The organism is Pseudoalteromonas shioyasakiensis, assembly GCF_022398475.1.
Taxonomy (GTDB): domain Bacteria; phylum Pseudomonadota; class Gammaproteobacteria; order Enterobacterales; family Alteromonadaceae; genus Pseudoalteromonas.
On the sequence record NZ_JAKEVM010000010.1, the window covers coordinates 1 to 16882 of the forward strand.

Annotated in this window: 19 protein-coding genes, 1 rRNA gene and 1 riboswitch; of the genes, 14 read left to right on the top strand and 6 right to left on the bottom strand. The window is 42.3% G+C overall.

What is annotated here, in order from left to right; genetic code table 11:
* The 12 genes from rrf to ung all read left to right on the top strand — a co-directional run.
* Window positions 1-101: ribosomal RNA gene (gene rrf / locus L1D51_RS03580) — 5S ribosomal RNA — on the top strand; the annotation flags it as partial.
* 575 nt (window positions 102-676) lie between these two features.
* Complete coding sequence (locus tag L1D51_RS03585; RefSeq protein ID WP_054562340.1) at window positions 677-1105, top strand: FKBP-type peptidyl-prolyl cis-trans isomerase; 429 nt, start codon at window positions 677-679, stop codon at window positions 1103-1105.
* Window positions 1106-1189: 84 nt separating this feature from the next.
* Complete coding sequence (locus L1D51_RS03590) at window positions 1190-1807, top strand: histidine phosphatase family protein (protein WP_054562339.1); 618 nt, start codon at window positions 1190-1192, stop codon at window positions 1805-1807.
* Window positions 1808-1867: 60 nt separating this feature from the next.
* Window positions 1868-1935, top strand: a riboswitch (cobalamin riboswitch).
* Window positions 1936-2038: 103 nt separating this feature from the next.
* A complete protein-coding gene (locus tag L1D51_RS03595) occupies window positions 2039-2869 on the top strand; it encodes an ABC transporter ATP-binding protein (RefSeq protein WP_239962699.1) in 831 nt (276 codons plus the stop codon).
* The gene (locus L1D51_RS03600) at window positions 2862-3851 is read left to right on the top strand and encodes a FecCD family ABC transporter permease (RefSeq protein WP_239962701.1); all 990 of its coding nucleotides are present in this window, start codon (window positions 2862-2864) and stop codon (window positions 3849-3851) included. Before L1D51_RS03595 ends, L1D51_RS03600 begins: the two co-directional genes overlap by 8 nt.
* 3 nt (window positions 3852-3854) lie before the next feature.
* Entirely contained in the window at window positions 3855-4916 is a 1062-nt protein-coding gene (gene cobT, locus L1D51_RS03605; protein ID WP_239962703.1) for a nicotinate-nucleotide--dimethylbenzimidazole phosphoribosyltransferase, read from the top strand.
* Between the two features lies 1 nt (window position 4917).
* Window positions 4918-5724 carry an adenosylcobinamide-GDP ribazoletransferase gene (locus L1D51_RS03610; RefSeq protein ID WP_239962705.1) on the top strand — a complete coding sequence of 269 codons (807 nt, stop codon included), beginning with the start codon at window positions 4918-4920 and terminating at the stop codon, window positions 5722-5724.
* Window positions 5721-6248: a bifunctional adenosylcobinamide kinase/adenosylcobinamide-phosphate guanylyltransferase gene (cobU, locus tag L1D51_RS03615; RefSeq protein ID WP_239962707.1), complete on the top strand. Its 528-nt coding sequence runs from the start codon at window positions 5721-5723 to the stop codon at window positions 6246-6248. Before L1D51_RS03610 ends, cobU begins: the two co-directional genes overlap by 4 nt.
* Window positions 6248-7732: a cobyric acid synthase gene (locus tag L1D51_RS03620; RefSeq protein ID WP_239962721.1), complete on the top strand. Its 1485-nt coding sequence runs from the start codon at window positions 6248-6250 to the stop codon at window positions 7730-7732. The genes cobU and L1D51_RS03620 overlap by 1 nt, the downstream gene beginning before the upstream one ends.
* Before the next feature lie 9 nt (window positions 7733-7741).
* Window positions 7742-8341 carry a cob(I)yrinic acid a,c-diamide adenosyltransferase gene (gene cobO / locus L1D51_RS03625; protein ID WP_054562333.1) on the top strand — a complete coding sequence of 200 codons (600 nt, stop codon included), beginning with the start codon at window positions 7742-7744 and terminating at the stop codon, window positions 8339-8341.
* Window position 8342: 1 nt separating this feature from the next.
* Window positions 8343-9200: a cobalamin-binding protein gene (locus L1D51_RS03630; protein WP_055197852.1), complete on the top strand. Its 858-nt coding sequence runs from the start codon at window positions 8343-8345 to the stop codon at window positions 9198-9200.
* On the top strand, window positions 9197-9889 hold the full coding sequence (ung, locus tag L1D51_RS03635) for a uracil-DNA glycosylase (protein WP_055197854.1): 693 nt from the start codon (window positions 9197-9199) through the stop codon (window positions 9887-9889). The genes L1D51_RS03630 and ung overlap by 4 nt, the downstream gene beginning before the upstream one ends.
* Here the strand turns inward: ung and L1D51_RS03640 are convergent, their stop codons facing one another.
* Together L1D51_RS03640 and tal are read right to left on the bottom strand one after the other, a co-directional pair.
* Window positions 9890-10078 carry a DUF3545 family protein gene (locus L1D51_RS03640; protein WP_054562330.1) on the bottom strand — a complete coding sequence of 63 codons (189 nt, stop codon included), beginning with the start codon at window positions 10076-10078 and terminating at the stop codon, window positions 9890-9892.
* 186 nt (window positions 10079-10264) lie between these two features.
* Window positions 10265-11215, bottom strand: a complete 951-nt coding sequence (gene tal / locus L1D51_RS03645) for a transaldolase (RefSeq protein WP_054562329.1) — start codon at window positions 11213-11215, stop codon at window positions 10265-10267.
* A 222-nt stretch (window positions 11216-11437) separates the two neighbouring features.
* On the opposite strand from tal, the gene yaaA reads away from it, so the two are divergent.
* Both yaaA and L1D51_RS03655 read left to right on the top strand, forming a co-directional pair.
* Window positions 11438-12217, top strand: coding sequence for a peroxide stress protein YaaA (gene yaaA, locus L1D51_RS03650; RefSeq protein WP_239962708.1), 780 nt, complete (start codon window positions 11438-11440; stop codon window positions 12215-12217).
* 129 nt (window positions 12218-12346) lie between these two features.
* Window positions 12347-13282, top strand: coding sequence for a mechanosensitive ion channel family protein (locus L1D51_RS03655; protein WP_054562327.1), 936 nt, complete (start codon window positions 12347-12349; stop codon window positions 13280-13282).
* A 375-nt stretch (window positions 13283-13657) separates the two neighbouring features.
* Here the strand turns inward: L1D51_RS03655 and serA are convergent, their stop codons facing one another.
* Genes serA through L1D51_RS03675 form a run of 4 tightly spaced genes read right to left on the bottom strand, consistent with a single transcriptional unit; the run spans window position 13658 to window position 16786 of the window.
* Window positions 13658-14887, bottom strand: a complete 1230-nt coding sequence (gene serA, locus L1D51_RS03660; protein WP_055020642.1) for a phosphoglycerate dehydrogenase — start codon at window positions 14885-14887, stop codon at window positions 13658-13660.
* 14 nt (window positions 14888-14901) lie between these two features.
* Window positions 14902-15555, bottom strand: coding sequence for a ribose-5-phosphate isomerase RpiA (rpiA, locus tag L1D51_RS03665; RefSeq protein WP_054554255.1), 654 nt, complete (start codon window positions 15553-15555; stop codon window positions 14902-14904).
* A 54-nt stretch (window positions 15556-15609) separates the two neighbouring features.
* Window positions 15610-16206, bottom strand: coding sequence for a 5-formyltetrahydrofolate cyclo-ligase (locus tag L1D51_RS03670; RefSeq protein WP_239962709.1), 597 nt, complete (start codon window positions 16204-16206; stop codon window positions 15610-15612).
* Window positions 16207-16219: 13 nt separating this feature from the next.
* Complete coding sequence (locus L1D51_RS03675; RefSeq protein ID WP_239962711.1) at window positions 16220-16786, bottom strand: hypothetical protein; 567 nt, start codon at window positions 16784-16786, stop codon at window positions 16220-16222.
* Window positions 16787-16882: the final 96 nt, after the last annotated feature.

Below are 16882 nucleotides of genomic sequence, written 5' to 3' on the forward strand. Positions count from 1 at the left end.
CGTTTTGGACCCACCTGACCCCATGCCGAACTCAGTAGTGAAACGAAACAGCGCCGATGATAGTGTAGCAGCTGCTATGTGAAAGTAGGTCATCGCCAGGATCCTATTAAAGAAAGCCCGATTCGAAAGAGTCGGGCTTTTTTGCGTCTGGGAGCTGTCAGCTTTCAGCCGTCAGACGTCATCTGAAGCACAGAGATATCAGAGGTTAGATGTCAGTTGAACTGTGTGGTTGTTTAGTACCGAGACTCCCTCAGCAACATCCCCGTAGGAGGCACTTCAGTGCCGAATTAATAAAGCAAAACATTCATGGCTAAAGCCATTCCTACAAGTACACTTTACCTAAAACCTAAAACCTAAAACCTAAAACCTAAAACCTAAAACCTAAAACCTAAAACCTAGAGCCTAGAGCCTAGAGCCTAGAGCCTAGAGCCTCCGGCAGAGGAAGACGCAGAACCAAACACCCACACCGCGCGGCTGATCGCTGACGGCTGAAAGCTGATAGCTCTGTGTTGGGTTTCGCTGCGCTCTACCCAACCTACGGCAGACCCTCAAACTTTACTCTTTCTAACTCGTATCTTTCCCCTTTCTTACTTACAACTTTACTCTCGCAAACTTGCTTCCCTAACCTTGTTATGCGATAAAGCGTTTTATATTTGTAATACAATTAAGGTGTGCTGTGTCTCGTAAGAAAACGACCAAGTCAAAAGGCTCTTCAGGTTTAAATCGTAAAAATAGTGAAGCATTTATTGCTAAGTTCTCTTCGCATCCAGATACACATCTATGCCCGTCGGGTTTAATGTATAAAGTGATTGATGATGTTGAAGGAGAACGCATATCAGAATTCGATACAGTGGTTATTAACCAACGTATTATGCTTGCTGATGGCAATGTGATTGCCGACAGTTATAAAGCCGGTATGCCCGAAGTGTTCGCTTTATCTGAAGCTATAGAAGGGTTAAGAGAAGGTTTATTATTAATGAATATCGGTTCTCGCTATGAATTTGTGATCCCTCCAGAGCTTGCTTGGGGTAAAAAAGGTAACGGTGGCAAGATTGGCGCAAATGCAGTGCTACATTTTGACGTTCGTTTAATGCGTCTAGCTTAACTCTCTTCGGATGAGTACTTTAGCATAAGTCGACAGGCTACTTAAAACGCGTTAACGTTCACTATTGGTTTACTGAGGAACATTATGGACGCATTTACTTCACGAGTTTACTTTCTTCGCCATGGTGAAATCGCTACGCCTGGAATTCTTTCTGGGCAAATCGATGTTGGTTTATCTGAGCAAGGCCTTGAACAAATGCGCCAAGCCTCTGCCGAGCTCATACATTTAAATGCCATATATAGTTCACCGCTAAAGCGTTGCTCAGTCCACGCTGATTATTTAGCAAATCAACACTCACTGCATGTACACTATTATAACGCGCTAAAAGAGTTTAATTTTGGTGATTGGGATGGCCAAGATTACCAACAGCTTTGGCAGCAAACGAGTAAGCCTCATATTGGTGATTTTTGGCAACACCCTTGGCAAGTAAAAGTGCCCAATGGTGAATCTATGGCTGATTTTTACGCTCGGGTAGAGGCATGGTGGCACACGTTTTTGCAATCATTGTGTGAATCTAAGCATGAACAGTCATTGGTAATAAGTCATGCAGGTGTGATTAAACAAATTCTCGCTATTGTATGTCAGATGCCAAAACAATCAGCCACGCATTTAAATGTTTTTCACCTTCCTTATGCGGGGCTTATTACACTCGATGTATATATAGATGAACAAGGACAAGCTTGGCCTAAAATTGTTTTTTAGCCATCTAGAGCGATATTCATTGAATTATTTACTTAGCCCGCCATAATACTCATATGCTATGGAATGGAGTGAAATTCTCCAGCTGTTCCCGCAACTGTAATCCATCTAAATAATGGTCAGCCAGATACTTAGCACTAACAATTAATCATCGAGCGGGTCAACTCACATCATTTTCTGGTACTTACCAGTGCTTTCTTGTGCGTTGCGATTACTCGCCAAGAGAGAATAAGCTTGCAACAAAATAGCCTTAGCGCTGCGCCATTAATATCAGTGTCTGATTTAAGTTGGGGTACTGCGAATAAAACGATACTTAAATCAATTAACCTTGAGTTAAAAGCAGGGCAGTTTATCGGTCTACTCGGCCCCAATGGGGCAGGTAAATCAAGCCTACTGCGTTGTCTTTATCGTTACTTGAAACCTCAGCAAGGGGTTGTGCTGCTGAGCGGTCAAGATATTTGGCAAATCAGTGCTGATGAATATGCAAAGCAGGTTGCAGTTGTTTTACAAGAGTCTCCATCGCAGTTTAATTTGTCTTTGTTCGATGTAGTGAGTTTAGGCTTAACACCTCATAAGCGGCTTTTCAGCGCCACGTCTGCCAATGATAAGCAGCGAATATATCAAGCGATAGAGCAGGTAGGTTTGTCTCATCATAGTGAGCAAGCATTTGATTCGCTCTCTGGTGGCGAAAAGCAAAGAGCTCTTATTGCACGCTCTATCGTACAACAACCTAAGTTGCTCATCATGGATGAGCCTACTAGTCACCTTGATGTTAAATACCAAATTCAAATAATGGAATTAGCAAAGTCCCTCGATGTGACAGTGCTTGCCTCTTTCCATGATTTAAATCTCGCAGCGAGTTTATGTGATGAATTATTGGTGATTGATGAAGGGCGTTTGGTTTGTCAGGGGCAACCAAAAGCGGTGCTTACTGAGCAGCTGTTGAGTGATGTATTTGGTGTCTGCGCAGCGGTATCTGCTCACCCGCAATCAAGCACTGATAAGTTTATTCCGCACATCACTTATTTTTATGGCTATCAGACACAGGAGCATCAAAATGACTGATGCAATGCGTTTAAGTATCTGTGTTGTCGTAGGGCTTATTAGTTGTTTTTTAGCATTGAGCTTTGGTGCTGCAAATACGCCACTGAGTGATGTTTTTAATGGCTTGTTTAGCCAAGGCAGCGATGAATTTGTGCAGCGTATTATTTGGCAGTTGCGTATGCCAAGAACGGTGCTGGCGTTTTTAGCAGGCTCAGGGCTTGCTCTGGCAGGACTAATTTTACAGACTGTAACCCGAAACCCGCTTGCTGACCCTTACTTGTTTGGTATTTCTTCTGGGGCTTCATTTGGTGTGGTGTGCTTTATAGCCCTAACCGGTGTGAGTTTTGGCTTTAGTATGTCAGTTGCAGCATTTGCCGGAAGCTTACTTTCAATGCTGTTACTTATTGCTATTTCAGGGCGTTGCCATGTTGGCCAAGTTGAAGCCATGTTACTCGCTGGTGTTGCTTTATCTTTCTTATTTAGCGCTATGACAAGTTTGCTGCTTTATTTTAGCGACCCTCAAGCTATAACCGCTATTTTGTTTTGGACGATGGGCAGTTTTTCTCGTGCACAGTGGGACACTCTTTGGCTACCGTTTACAGTAATTATTGCCTGTATGACGCTGATGATTGCATTTCGTCGTCAGCTTAATGCAATGCTGCTTGGTGATGAAAGTGCTGCAACCTTGGGGATTCATGTGCAACGCTTTCGGATCATGATGCTGCTGCTAAGTTCATTAATTACAGCTGTGCTTGTTGCTATGTGCGGTGGCGTTGGTTTTGTCGGCCTGATGATCCCACATATTGTGCGCTACTTTTCACCGCAAGGCAGCAGCCATAACTTAGTTATGACCTCCTTGGTCGGAGGTATTTTTATGGTGTGGGTAGATGTGTTATGCCGAACCCTATTGAATAACCAAGAACTACCTGTAGGTGTGATCACAGCCGCTATCGGTAGCGTGTTCTTTTTATTCTTACTTTATTTTCGTAAACAGAGTAGGTAGCTAATGTTTAATATCATGCCTATTAATCAGCGATTTTCAGCTGTAATTCAACAAAAAATAGACCTCAAAACAAAGCCGTTAGGAGCTTTGGGTCAGCTTGAAAGTTGTGCTAAACAATTAACGCTTATTTTTTCAAAGCAACTTGATAGTGAGCAGGCGTTAGTTGCCTTTAAACCGGTTATTTCAAATCCTTCTCTAGTTGTATTTGCAGGTGATCATGGTGTAGCAAGCCAAGGTGTGTCGATTGCTCCTAGCAGCGTTACATCTCAAATGGTGGCAAACTTTGCAGCAGGAGGCGCAGCGATTAATGTATTTTGTCGCCAGCTTGGCTGGCAGCTAGAAGTTGTTGACGCTGGAACACTCAGTACTTCACACAATAAAAGTGTGCATAACCAGCGTTTAGGTGAAATCACTGCACCACTGAATACTGAAATGGCCATGTCACTTAGCCAGGTTGAAAAAGGGTTTGCATTAGCCAAACAGCGAGTTCATTCACTCTATGAGCAAGGTTGTAATACCATCGCCTTTGGTGAGATGGGTATTGGCAATACCACAAGTGCTGCGGCATTAATGGCTGCCTTGTTGTCGTTACCTGCCAGCCAATGTGTTGGTAAAGGCACAGGTGTGAGTGATGAGGTTGTTGCTAAAAAAATCAAGGTTGTCGAGCAAGCCCTTCAATTACATAAAGCTCACTTTGATGACCCACTAATGACGCTCGCTGCATTAGGCGGTTTTGAAATTGTACAGATCACCGGTGCCATTTTAGCTGCTGCGGAGCTCGGCATGGCGGTGATCGTGGATGGCTTTATTTGTACCGCACCGGCGCTTGTTGCAACTCGCATTAATGCAAACGCTCGCGATTACATGTTATTTGCTCATGCCTCTAATGAGCAAGGGCATAAAGCAATGCTCAACGCCTTGCACGCATCACCTTTATTGCAGCTTAATTTAAGATTAGGAGAGGGCACCGGGGCTGCGCTTGCCTTACCTTTACTGCAAGCATCTTTGGCGTTTTACAATGACATGGCAAGTTTTGCCGATGCCAATGTTGAGCAAGTTGTCTGATATGAGCGCTGAACAACACACTTCTGACTCTACCCCAAGTCAGTTTCAACTATTTTTACTGGCGCTTAGTTTTTTAACGCGTATACCCGTTAAGTTAAACTTTGCAGTGTCTGATACGGCACTCAATCAGGCGAGTCGTTATTTTGCATTGGTCGGCGTGATTTTAGGTGTAGTTTTAGCGCTGAGTTTTTTACTGCTAAGTTGGTTATTCCCCGTAGCCATTTCAGTTGCCTTAGTTATGGCGTTTAGCTTGATAATCACAGGGGCATTTCATGAAGATGGCCTTGCTGATGTCTGGGATGGCTTTGGTGGTGGTTGGCACGTTGCAGATAAGCTGAGCATTATGAAAGACAGTCGCTTAGGTACCTATGGTGCTGCGGCGCTTGTGATGGCCTTATTAATTAAATACCAAACACTCGTTGCACTCAGCGAGGCAACCAGTACGCTGATTATTGCACTTGTTTTAGGGCAAAGCTTAAGTCGGGTTGTAGCAACAAGTTTAATTGCAGACATGGACTATGTAAGTCAAGACGCCACATCTAAAGTAAAGCCAATTGCGATGCATTTAAGCACGCAAAGTTATCAAATACTGCTAGCAACTGGCGGTTCGGTGTTAGCAGTAGCATGGTTGTTTTTTGGCTTCTCTCTAGGGCAATTATTAATCCTCGTCAGTGTGCTTATTGTTACTCGTTTACTATTAAAGCGCTGGTTTGAAAAACAGTTATCTGGCTATACCGGTGATTGCTTGGGAGCAGCCCAGCAAGTATCTGAGCTTGTTACCTACCTTTGCTTGGTGAGTTTATTATGAGCCAGCAACATACTTTAATTTTAGGTGGTGCTCGCAGCGGTAAAAGCCGTTTTGCTGAGCAGCTGGCAACAAATTCAAACAAGCCGCTTATCTACATTGCCACAGCCAATGCGGATGATGAAGAAATGACAGCCCGAATTAATAGGCATCAAGCTGAGCGGGCTAAGCATTGGCAACTTGTTGAAGAGCCTTTGTATTTGGCTAAAGCACTACAACAGCATAGCCAAGCTGAAAACTGTATTTTGGTGGATTGTTTAACGCTGTGGTTGAGTAATTGCCTATGCCAGCAGGGTGAAGCATTTTGGCTTGAGCAAAAAGCGGCCTTACTCGATGTGCTATTGCAATTGCCGGGTGAGGTGATTTTTGTCAGCAATGAAGTGGGTCATGGTATTGTGCCGCTGGGTGAATTAAGCCGTCAGTTTGTTGATCATTCAGGTTGGTTGCATCAAGCCTTAGCACAGCAAGTTGCACGTGTTGAGTTTGTGATTGCAGGTCTTGCACAAACCTTAAAAAGAGAACAATGATGAAAACAATAATGGTGCAAGGCACGACCTCAGATGCTGGTAAAAGTACTCTTGTAGCAGCACTTTGCCGGATCTTTGCTGAGCGAGGCATAAAGGTTGCGCCCTTTAAGCCACAAAATATGGCGTTAAATAGCGCTGTAACCGCAGATGGTGGCGAGATAGGTCGCGCACAAGCTATGCAAGCTGTAGCGGCAAAAGTCCCCGCAGAAGTCGATTTTAACCCTATCTTATTAAAACCTAACAGCGATACCGGAGCGCAGGTAATCGTTCATGGTAAAGCGCTGTCGAATATGGAAGCGGGCAGTTATCACGACTACAAAAAAGTGGCGATGGATGCAGTTCTTACTTCGCAGCAGCGCTTAAGTGAGCGTTTTGAATTACTGGTTGTTGAAGGTGCAGGGAGCCCTGCAGAAATTAACCTGCGCGAAAACGACATTGCCAATATGGGTTACGCTGAGGCGGTAGATTGCCCGGTGATCATTATTGCAGATATCGACAAAGGCGGTGTGTTTGCCCATTTAGTTGGAACGTTAGCCTTGTTGTCTGAGTCGGAGCAAGCGCGCGTTAAAGGCTTTGTGATTAATCGTTTTCGGGGCGATATTGCGTTATTGCAAGGTGGCCTTGATTGGTTAGAGCAATACACCAATAAGCCAGTGCTTGGGGTATTACCTTATTTACATGACTTAGCACTAGATGCTGAAGATGCCGTTGCTATAACTAATCAGGTCGATAAACCGCAATTACGCATAGCAGTGCTGCTACTTCCTCATATTAGTAATCACACAGACTTTGATGCACTGCGATTACAACCAGAAATCGATTTACAGTATGTACGTCATACTCAGACTATTCCAAGTGTTGATCTGATTATTATACCGGGCAGTAAAAATGTACTCAGCGATTTAGCGTTTTTAAAAAATGAAGGTTGGCATAAACAAATAACACGTCACCTGCGTTATGGCGGTAAAGTGCTTGGAGTATGCGGTGGGCTGCAGATGTTAGGTAACTACCTTGCGGATCCACATGCAGTGGAGTCTAATTTAGGCAGCGCAGTAGGGCTTGGGCTTGCTGACTTTGAAACGCAATTAGGGCAACAAAAAGTACTAAGCCAAGTCTCTGGCATACTTCATTTAAACAATAGCGATAAAGCAATATCTGGTTATGAAATTCACGCCGGAATCAGTCTAGGGCCAGCACTTGAAAAGCCATTTTTGAGCTTTAATGATCACCCAAGTGGATTCAAAGTAGATGGTTTTATTAGTGATGATAACCAAATAGCAGGTACTTACTTACATGGCTTGTTCGATACCCCTGAGGGCGTATCTGAGCTAATAACTTGGCTTGCAGCAAATAGCCAAATTAAGCCAATTGATATTAACTTAAACCGTGAACAGCAGTTAAGCCGTTTAGCTAGTGTAGTAGCAGAGAATCTCGATATTGAACAAATCATCAATATTTATGAGAACTTCAATTTAGAGAAATAAGGAACAACAATGAGCGAACAGAATCAAGATAAGCACCAACAACGCCAGCAAAAAGTAAAAGAAAAAGTCGACGAACGGATTGCTGCTGCACAAAAAGAGCAGGGTATTTTTCAGGTTATAACTGGCAACGGTAAGGGAAAATCGACTTCTGGGTTTGGTACTGTCGCACGTGCGGTGGGTCACGGAATGAAAGCAGCTGTGTGCCAGTTTATTAAAGGCACATGGGAGTGTGGTGAGCGCAACCTACTTGAAAAAGCAGGGGTTGAATTTGTTATTATGAACACCGGTTTTACTTGGGAAACACAAAATAAAGAGTCAGATACTGCTGCTGCGCAAGTGACATGGCAAGAAGCGAAAAGAATGCTGAAGGATGAGTCGATTAACCTCGTTATGCTAGACGAAATAACCTATATGATCACCTACGGCTATATTGATTTAGACGAAGTGCTAGAAGCAGTTAGCTCTCGTCCTGCTATGCAATCGGTGATTATTACAGGTCGTGGTGCGCACCGTAAACTGACCGACTTAGCTGATACAGTCAGTGAAGTCAGAAACGTAAAACACGCTTTTGATGCAGGAATAAAAGCGCAAAAAGGGTTCGATTTTTAATATGAAGGCCATCAAGTTAGCACTTTTAGGTTTTTTATTTTATTTACCTGCATTGGCTCAGGCTCATGAAATTAAAGAGCCGCAGCGTATCGTTGCCTTAGCACCGCACATCGTTGAAAACCTATTTGCGATTGGAGCAGGAGAGCGCATTGTCGGTACCGTTGACTATGCAGACTTTCCTCAGCAAGCGAATGATATCGAACGAGTAGGCGGCTATTACGGCATTAACATGGAAAAGCTGTTGTCGTTAAAACCAGACCTAGTTCTGGCTTGGAAAACGGGAAACAAAGCCGAAGATCTCGCTTACATTGAAAAATTAGGTATTCCGGTAGCGTACAGTAACCCAAATCAAGTTGATAATGTGGCTGATGAACTACGTAAACTAGGCACGCTTACGCATTTGCAAACCAAGGCAAACAAAGTAGCCAAAGAGTTTGAAACTAAACTCGATGCTATTCGTACAGCGCAAGAAGGCAAACCGAAAGTGTCGGTGTTTTATCAATTATGGCCTGAGCCAATGATGACAGTTGGCGGCAACACTTGGATCAACCAGCTATTAACTATTTGTCATGCAGATAATGTGTTTGCTAATAGCGATACCGACTACCCGCGCATTAGTATTGAAAATGTATTGGTTGCCAACCCAGAGGTAGTGATTATTCCAGATGAAAAATCGAAAAAGCCTCAGCCTAAAATTGATTGGCGACAATGGCCTGAATTGCCAGCGGTGCAACATAACCAGTTTATTAGTGTAAACGCAGACTTATTGCACCGTTTTACAACTCGTATGCTTGATGGTTTGACCGACATGTGTGGTAAAATAGACGTTTCTCGTCAGCAAATACAGGCTTCAAAATGAACGATTGGCAAACATTTCTAGATACTGAGCTTGCTAAGCCCTACATGCAAGAAACCTTGCAATATGTGGCCGATAGACGCGCAGCAGGCGTTACCGTTTATCCTAAAGACGAACAGGTATTCTCAGCTTTTGATGCCACACCTTTAAATGAAGTTAAGGTGGTTATTTTAGGGCAAGATCCTTACCACGGAGAAGGCCAAGCCCATGGTTTGTGCTTTTCGGTATTACCAGAGGTTAAAAAATTACCACCGTCTTTGAAGAATATGTACAAAGAGCTGGCAACTGATATCGATGGTTTTGAGATCCCTCATCATGGCTATTTGCAAAGCTGGGCTGAGCAAGGCGTGTTCTTACTAAACACGGTATTAACTGTTGAGCAAGGGCAAGCTCATTCTCATAAGCACCTTGGTTGGGAAAAATTTACTGATACAGTAATTGCGCTTATTAATCAGCACTGTGACGGTGTGGTGTTTGTGTTATGGGGCGCACATGCTCAGAAAAAAGGTAAACACATTGATACCTCGCGTCATCATGTGATCCAAGGCCCGCATCCATCACCGCTTTCTGCACATCGTGGCTTTTTTGGTTGCCAGCATTTTTCAAAGACAAACCAGCTACTTACTGATCAAAATAAAGCGCCAGTAAATTGGTCGTTGCCGCAAATGCAAAAGGCCCTTGCGGGCCTTTAATTAAAAGTCTAATTCATCAAGCTCAATGCTGTCTGTGAAATAGTCTAACTCCTGTAGTTCTTTGCGAAGTCTATGCTTGTCTTTCAAAGCTTCGATTTCGCGCCATTTTCTCTTTTTATTTTTTGTAGAGGTCTTTTTTGTTTTACTAGGACCTTCTAATATTTCTAAAATATCGTCTAGGCTATCCATGAACTTCTCCTATTGATTTTTTGAACCTCGGAAATACCTATACCACAGGCTGCTCAAAAATAGAATAAAAAAGTGACAATACTGTTACAGAAGTGTGATTGATAGATGAATAGATCAAAGGTTTAGTTATTTTAGAAACAAAAACGCCACCTAGCGGTGGCGTTTCAAAAAATGCTGTAATTTGAGTTACATTGCTTTAAAGCGTGCTTCTAATTCAAGCTGCGCTTGTGCAAAAGAGCGAATACCCTCAGCAAGTTTTTCTGTTGCCATAGCATCTTGGTTATGTAACCAACGGAACTGACTTTCAGTTAGAGGAGCTGGTTTTTCTTCAACAGTAAAGTCGCTCTCTAGTAGGTACTCTTGTGCATCCGTTAATTGGCCTAACTCCTCTAAAAGACCTGGGCTAATCGTTAACTTATCACAGCCAGTAAGTGCGATGATCTCGCCTGTGTTACGGAAGCTTGCGCCCATAACTACAGTTTTGTAATCATGGCGTTTGTAGAACTCGTAAATGCTACGTACTGATTGCACGCCTGGATCGTTTAGCGGATCAGTTGGTTTTTCCATACCATTAGCAACATGCCAATCCAGGATACGGCCAACGAATGGTGAAATTAAAAATACATTCGCATCGGCACATGCACGAGCTTGTGCTTCAGAGAATAACAGCGTTAAGTTACACTTAGTGCCTTCTTTTTCAAGCTGCTCAGCGGCTTTGATACCTTCCCACGTTGATGCAACTTTGATTAGGATTTTATCTTTGCTAACACCTTCTTTTTCGTAAAGGCTTAGTAAAGTGTGGGCTTTATCGATAGTCGCTTGGGTATCAAATGATAAACGTGCGTCTACTTCTGTTGAGATATAGCCCGGTACGATTTCGCTAATTTCTTTACCAATTAATACAGCAAAGTAATCACATGCTAACTCAAGTTGTTTAGCTGCATCTTGCTCGGTTTCTTTGGCATATTGCCACGCTTTATCTAAATAAGGCTTATACGCTTCAATTTCACTGGCTTTTAAAAGTAGAGATGGGTTTGTTGTTGCATCTTCTGGTTGGTGCTTTTTGATAGCTTCGATATCACCTGTATCTGCAACAATAGATGAATGCTGTTTAAGCCTTTGTAGTGCTGAAGTCATTTGCTTTCCTCATTCCAAGCAAGTTAAAAGAAAATCCATTATAGCGGCCTTTATGCTGCAACACTATGACAGTGTTTAATAGGTCAAATGTCCTTAATACAGAAAACTAGAACATTATGTATGAAAAGAACAGCGGATAAAGGCAGGACGAAACAAAACGTGCATTTTGATTCAATTAATGTTGAAATTGACATCAAACAAATTACAAGTCAATAGCTAAGTATGATCACTGTTATTTCACCTGCAAAAAATTTAGATTACGAAACACCAGCCACGACCGATAAATTCACTCAACCTGAATTACTCGAGCACAGCGAAGAGTTAATGTCAGTTTGCCGTGATTTAACACCAGCGCAAATTGGTAGCCTAATGAAAATCAGCGATAAACTAGCTGGTTTGAATGCGGCACGCTTCGCCGAGTGGTCACAGCCATTTACCCAAGACAATGCAAAACAAGCCGTGCTAGCCTTTAATGGTGATGTATACGGTGGCTTAGATGCGCAAACGCTAAACGATGCTGATCTTGATTACGCACAGTCGCACTTACGTATTTTGTCTGGCCTTTATGGTTTGCTTAAACCATTAGATTTAATGCAAGCTTACCGCCTTGAAATGGGCACTAAGTTAGAAAACCCGCGTGGTAAAAACTTATATGAGTTTTGGGGCAGTGTTATCGCCGAAAAGCTAAATACAGTGCTTGCTGAGCAAGATAGCAAATACTTGGTAAACCTTGCTTCGAATGAGTATTTTAAAGCGGTTGATAAAAAAGCATTAAACGCACAAATCATCACTCCACATTTTAAAGACTGTAAAAACGGTCAATATAAAGTGATTAGCTTTTATGCGAAAAAAGCTCGCGGCATGATGGCACGTTACATCATTGAAAATAAAATCACCCAATTAAGTGATTTAAAAGATTTCACTGTGGCAGGTTATTACTTTAGTAGCGATGCAACAACAAAAGAATTAGAGCCTGTTTTCTTACGAGAAGAGCAGAACTAATTTTTTAGTAAAATGAATTAGAAGAGCCGTGCTTAGCACGGCTTTTTTATGGTTTTAATACTCTAAATTAGAAATGGCGTTCATCTTGCTAAGTACTTTGTTGAGCAATTAATTCAACAAGGTACAAAAATGTTAAAAATTCCGACAGTAAGTGAAGCTGAAAAGCTAATAGAAGAAAAACTCGGTGGCTGGGTTGATATCATCATAAGCCATATTCCAAACTTTATTGTCGCAGTAATTATTACTATCGTGTTTTCATTGCTGGCGCGTATCGTTGGGTCAATGCTCAGAAAGCTATTACGCCGCTCGTTAGAGTCATCGCAAATAGCAGACTTAATGTCATCGATAGTAAAAGTCATCGTGTTATGCGTAGGCTTATTTGTAGCCCTTGATTTCTTGGGTCTTAGAGGCACTGTCACCTCATTACTTGCTGGTGCTGGTATCGTAGGTCTTGCAATTGGTTTTGCCTTTCAGGACATGACAGAGAACCTTATAGCGGGTATTGCCATGGGTATTCGCAAACCATTTAAAACAGGTGATGTAATCCGCACCGAAAGCGTGTTTGGTACCGTTAAGGCGATTAACCTTAGAAATACCCTCATTGAGAACTTTTATGGGCAACTTATCTTAGTGCCTAATAAGATTCTATTTAGAAATATACTCAGTAACTACAGTACCTTAGGTGTGCGTCGTATCGAAGTGCCTGTAGGTATTTCGTATGCTGACGATCCAGAACAAGCCGCTGAGGTGATTGTTAAAAAAATCAATGAGTTTGATTTTGTGATTAAACAAGAAGAAACCGCCGTTTACGCCGAAAGCTTTGGTGATAGCAGCGTTAACTTACTAGTTTGGTTTTGGATTAAATACCCCGGCGAAGCAGATTTCATGACCGTTCGCCACAAGGCTGTTGTGGCAGTTAGAAACGCTCTAAGCGAAGCTGACATGACCATCCCATTCCCAATCCGCACGTTAGATTTTGGCATCAAAGGCGGCGAGAAATTAAATGCCATGATAAGCGAAAAACAGCAAGATAAAGACGCTGAGGCACCGCAAACCGATGAGTAAAATTTACTGACTCATCGGCGTGATTTACACAGGGAAGTGTGTTTGAGGAGGGGGAGAGTTTATTTTTGACTAGATAAAGTGAATGGTTTTTGCCTCTAAAAACTTTTTGTCCAAATACAAGCTTGCTCTCACTTTTACTGTTTATTAGAAATGATTGGCGTTTTATTTGTTAGAAATTAACCCTCGCGCGAAATAAATTTCACGCCTACGGTGAGCTATTTTTGACTTAGTGCTTAAAATTTACGGTTTAAAGCTGGGTTCCCGTGTTGGGTTTCGCTACACTCAAACCAACCTACGGGCTTAAAGTTTTTGTCCTACAAAAAAGCGCAAGCAGTTTAACTGTTTGCGCTTTTTATTTATTTGTTATATCAAAGATTAGTGAAGGATACGTGCTCTGATTGTACCTTCAACAGCACTTAGTTCTTTAAGAGCTACTTCAGATTGGTCTGTATCTACATCAATTACTACGTAACCAATTGATTCGTCAGTTTGTAAGTACTGGGCTGCGATATTAATGCCGTGCTGTGCAAACGCTTGGTTAATTTGCGTTAGAACACCTGGGCGGTTGTGGTGCACGTGTAATAAGCGGCTGCGGTTTGCAAGCTCAGGCAGTGATACTTCAGGGAAGTTAACTGCTGTAATGGTTGAACCATTATCTGAGTACTTAGCAAGTTTGCCCGCAACTTCAATACCGATATTTTCTTGTGCTTCTTGTGTTGAACCACCAATATGTGGAGTCAGAATTACGTTATCGAACTCGCGCAGCGGTGATACGAACTCTTCATCATTTGATTTTGGTTCTACAGGGAACACGTCGATTGCAGCGCCGCTCAGCTTTTTATCTCGAAGTGATTCTGCTAATGCATCGATATCAACAACAGTGCCGCGAGAAGCATTGATCAAGATAGCGCCTTGCTTCATTACTTCAAGCTCAGCCATACCAATTAGGTTCTTCGTTTGCGGTGTTTCTGGTACGTGTAAGCTAATAACGTCAGCACGTTGTAGTAACTGAGTTAGGTTATGAACTTGTGTTGCATTACCCAGCGTTAGCTTGTCTTCGATATCGTAAAACTCAACGTTCATACCGATATTTTCAGCCATGATACCTAGCTGTGTACCAATGTGGCCGTAACCAATAATACCTAACGTTTTACCACGTGCTTCAAATGAGCCGTTGGCAGATTTTAACCAACCACCGCGGTGTGCTAGGGCATTACGCTCTGGAATACCACGAAGTAATAATAAGATTTCACCAAGTACTAATTCTGCTACAGAGCGTGTGTTTGAGAATGGTGCGTTAAATACCGCAATACCACGTTCACGCGCACCTTGTAGATCGACTTGGTTAGTACCGATACAGAAGCAGCCGATTGCGACTAGCTTTTCAGCTGATTCTAATACCGCTTCATTAATATGAGTGCGAGAACGAAGGCCTACAAAGTGCACATCTTTAATGCGCTCAATGAGCTCGTCTTCAGGTAAGGATGTTTTTACGTAATCAATATTGCTGTAGCCATTACGCTTAAGCGTTTCTACAGCACTTTGGTGCACGCCTTCCAGCAAGAGAATTTTAATTTTGTCTTTTGCTAACGATACCTTACTCATATCCTCATTCCTATTTACTTTATTTGCGGCCCATTTTTGGTGCCGATGATGACTTTATCTGCGCCGCGATGGGCAAATAAGCCGTTTGTTACTACACCAACAATCTGGTTGATTGTTAGTTCTAATTCTTTGGCGTTGCTGATATCTAAATTGTGCACGTCTAAAATGACGTTTCCGTTATCTGTTACAACACCTTCGCGGTAAACAGGGTCACCGCCTAGTTTTACTAGTTCACGAGCTACATAGCTGCGTGCCATTGGGATCACTTCAACCGGCAGTGGAAATGCGCCTAATGTTGTAACTTCTTTAGATTCATCAACAATACAAACAAATTGTTTTGCTACCGCTGAAACGATTTTCTCGCGTGTCAGGGCTGCACCACCGCCTTTGATCATCTCATTGTGTGGGTTGATTTCGTCTGCGCCATCAACATACACATCTAGGCTTGATACATCGTTTAGTTCGAATACTTCAATCCCCAGTGCTTTTAACTTTTCAGTTGAAGCCTCAGAGCTTGAAACCGCACCAGTAATGGTGTCTTTTACTGTATCAAGTGCATCAATAAAGTGATTCACTGTAGAGCCTGTACCTACACCAACAATGGTATTTTCGTTTACAAACTCTAGGGCTGCCCAGGCAGCGGCTTTTTTTAATTCATCTTGCGTCATAATTATGTGCTCAGTTAGCTGTCAGAGAGGGCCTATAGTATACAAACAGTTTGCTTACCATTGGTAGATTTTCTCTGGGGTTATAATGTGTTTTAACGGTACATCCCACGATTCAATTGGCAATGCTGAAACATGCTGACATTGATGGGCAAGGCCTATCAAAATCGGTTTTTGCCAGTTTTCTTGGTAATACCGAGCCAACGTTTTGTCATAAAACCCACCGCCCATTCCTAAACGGTTACCTTGATCATCAAATGCCACTAATGGCATAAGTAAAATATCAAGCTTGTCTAAAGGGCATATTTGACTGCAATTTAACTTGGGCTCCAAGATACCATAGCGGTTTGCAGTCATGGGTGAATTTTCTTCATACCTCTGAAAGTATAAAGTTGTGCCATTGAAGGGGTGGATAATAGGCAGATATAAATGCTGCTCTTGCATCCATAATTCATTAATTAACAATGAAGTGTCTAATTCGCCATCATTGCTGAAATAAATGCCAATATGGGCGTTTTTAGGTGTTTTTAGCGATTTTAAGTGTTGAGTAAAATTCACTTTTAGCGCAATTGCTGCATTTTTTTGTTGTTCAACAGTCAGTGAATTGCGCTTTTTTCGAATAGATTGTCTGATTTCTGCTCGTGTGTTGCTCATGTCAATATTAGTGTTAACTTTCTAAAAAGGAGAAAAGTTCAGGGAAAAGCTCCACTACACCCAAAATGATCAATAACACAATGACCATTGCAATAAGCGAATAGAGTAGGGTATTTGAGCGTTTTTTAACAGGCTCTGTTAATTCGTCTTCAAGTAGCAAGTCATCTTCTTGCCAGCTATCGTCGCTATCAGCAACGCTGTTATTTTCAAGCTCAGGTAAACGCTGCTCTAAGTCATCAAGTTTTTCTTCTAGCCGAATAAGACTACTGGTGATGTAATCGAGGGCATCAAAAATACGTTCTTCACGCTCTTTGGCCTGTGCAGCTGTATTGTCTGATTGGCTGCTGGTGGCTGCTTGGTTAATCGGTTGGAGCTTGGCTTTAATGCCAACACTGGCGAGTAACTTTGCTTGTTTTAGTGCTTTATCTTGCTCGCTTGGTGCAAATAATGGCTTATGCTCAAACAGGGTCGCAACTTTGTCTTTTGTTGTTTTTAGTTTTGCAGCTAGTTGTTCTGTTGCTTGTACTTGGTCGACACCGGCTTCAAGCCCTGCAAACATTACGCGAAATTTTTCTGCCATTTGCTGATTATCCAAATCCTTAAATCAATGACTTGAGTATATACCCAAAAAGATTAGTGGAAAAACAAAAGCCCGTATAAAACGGGCTTTTTCTAT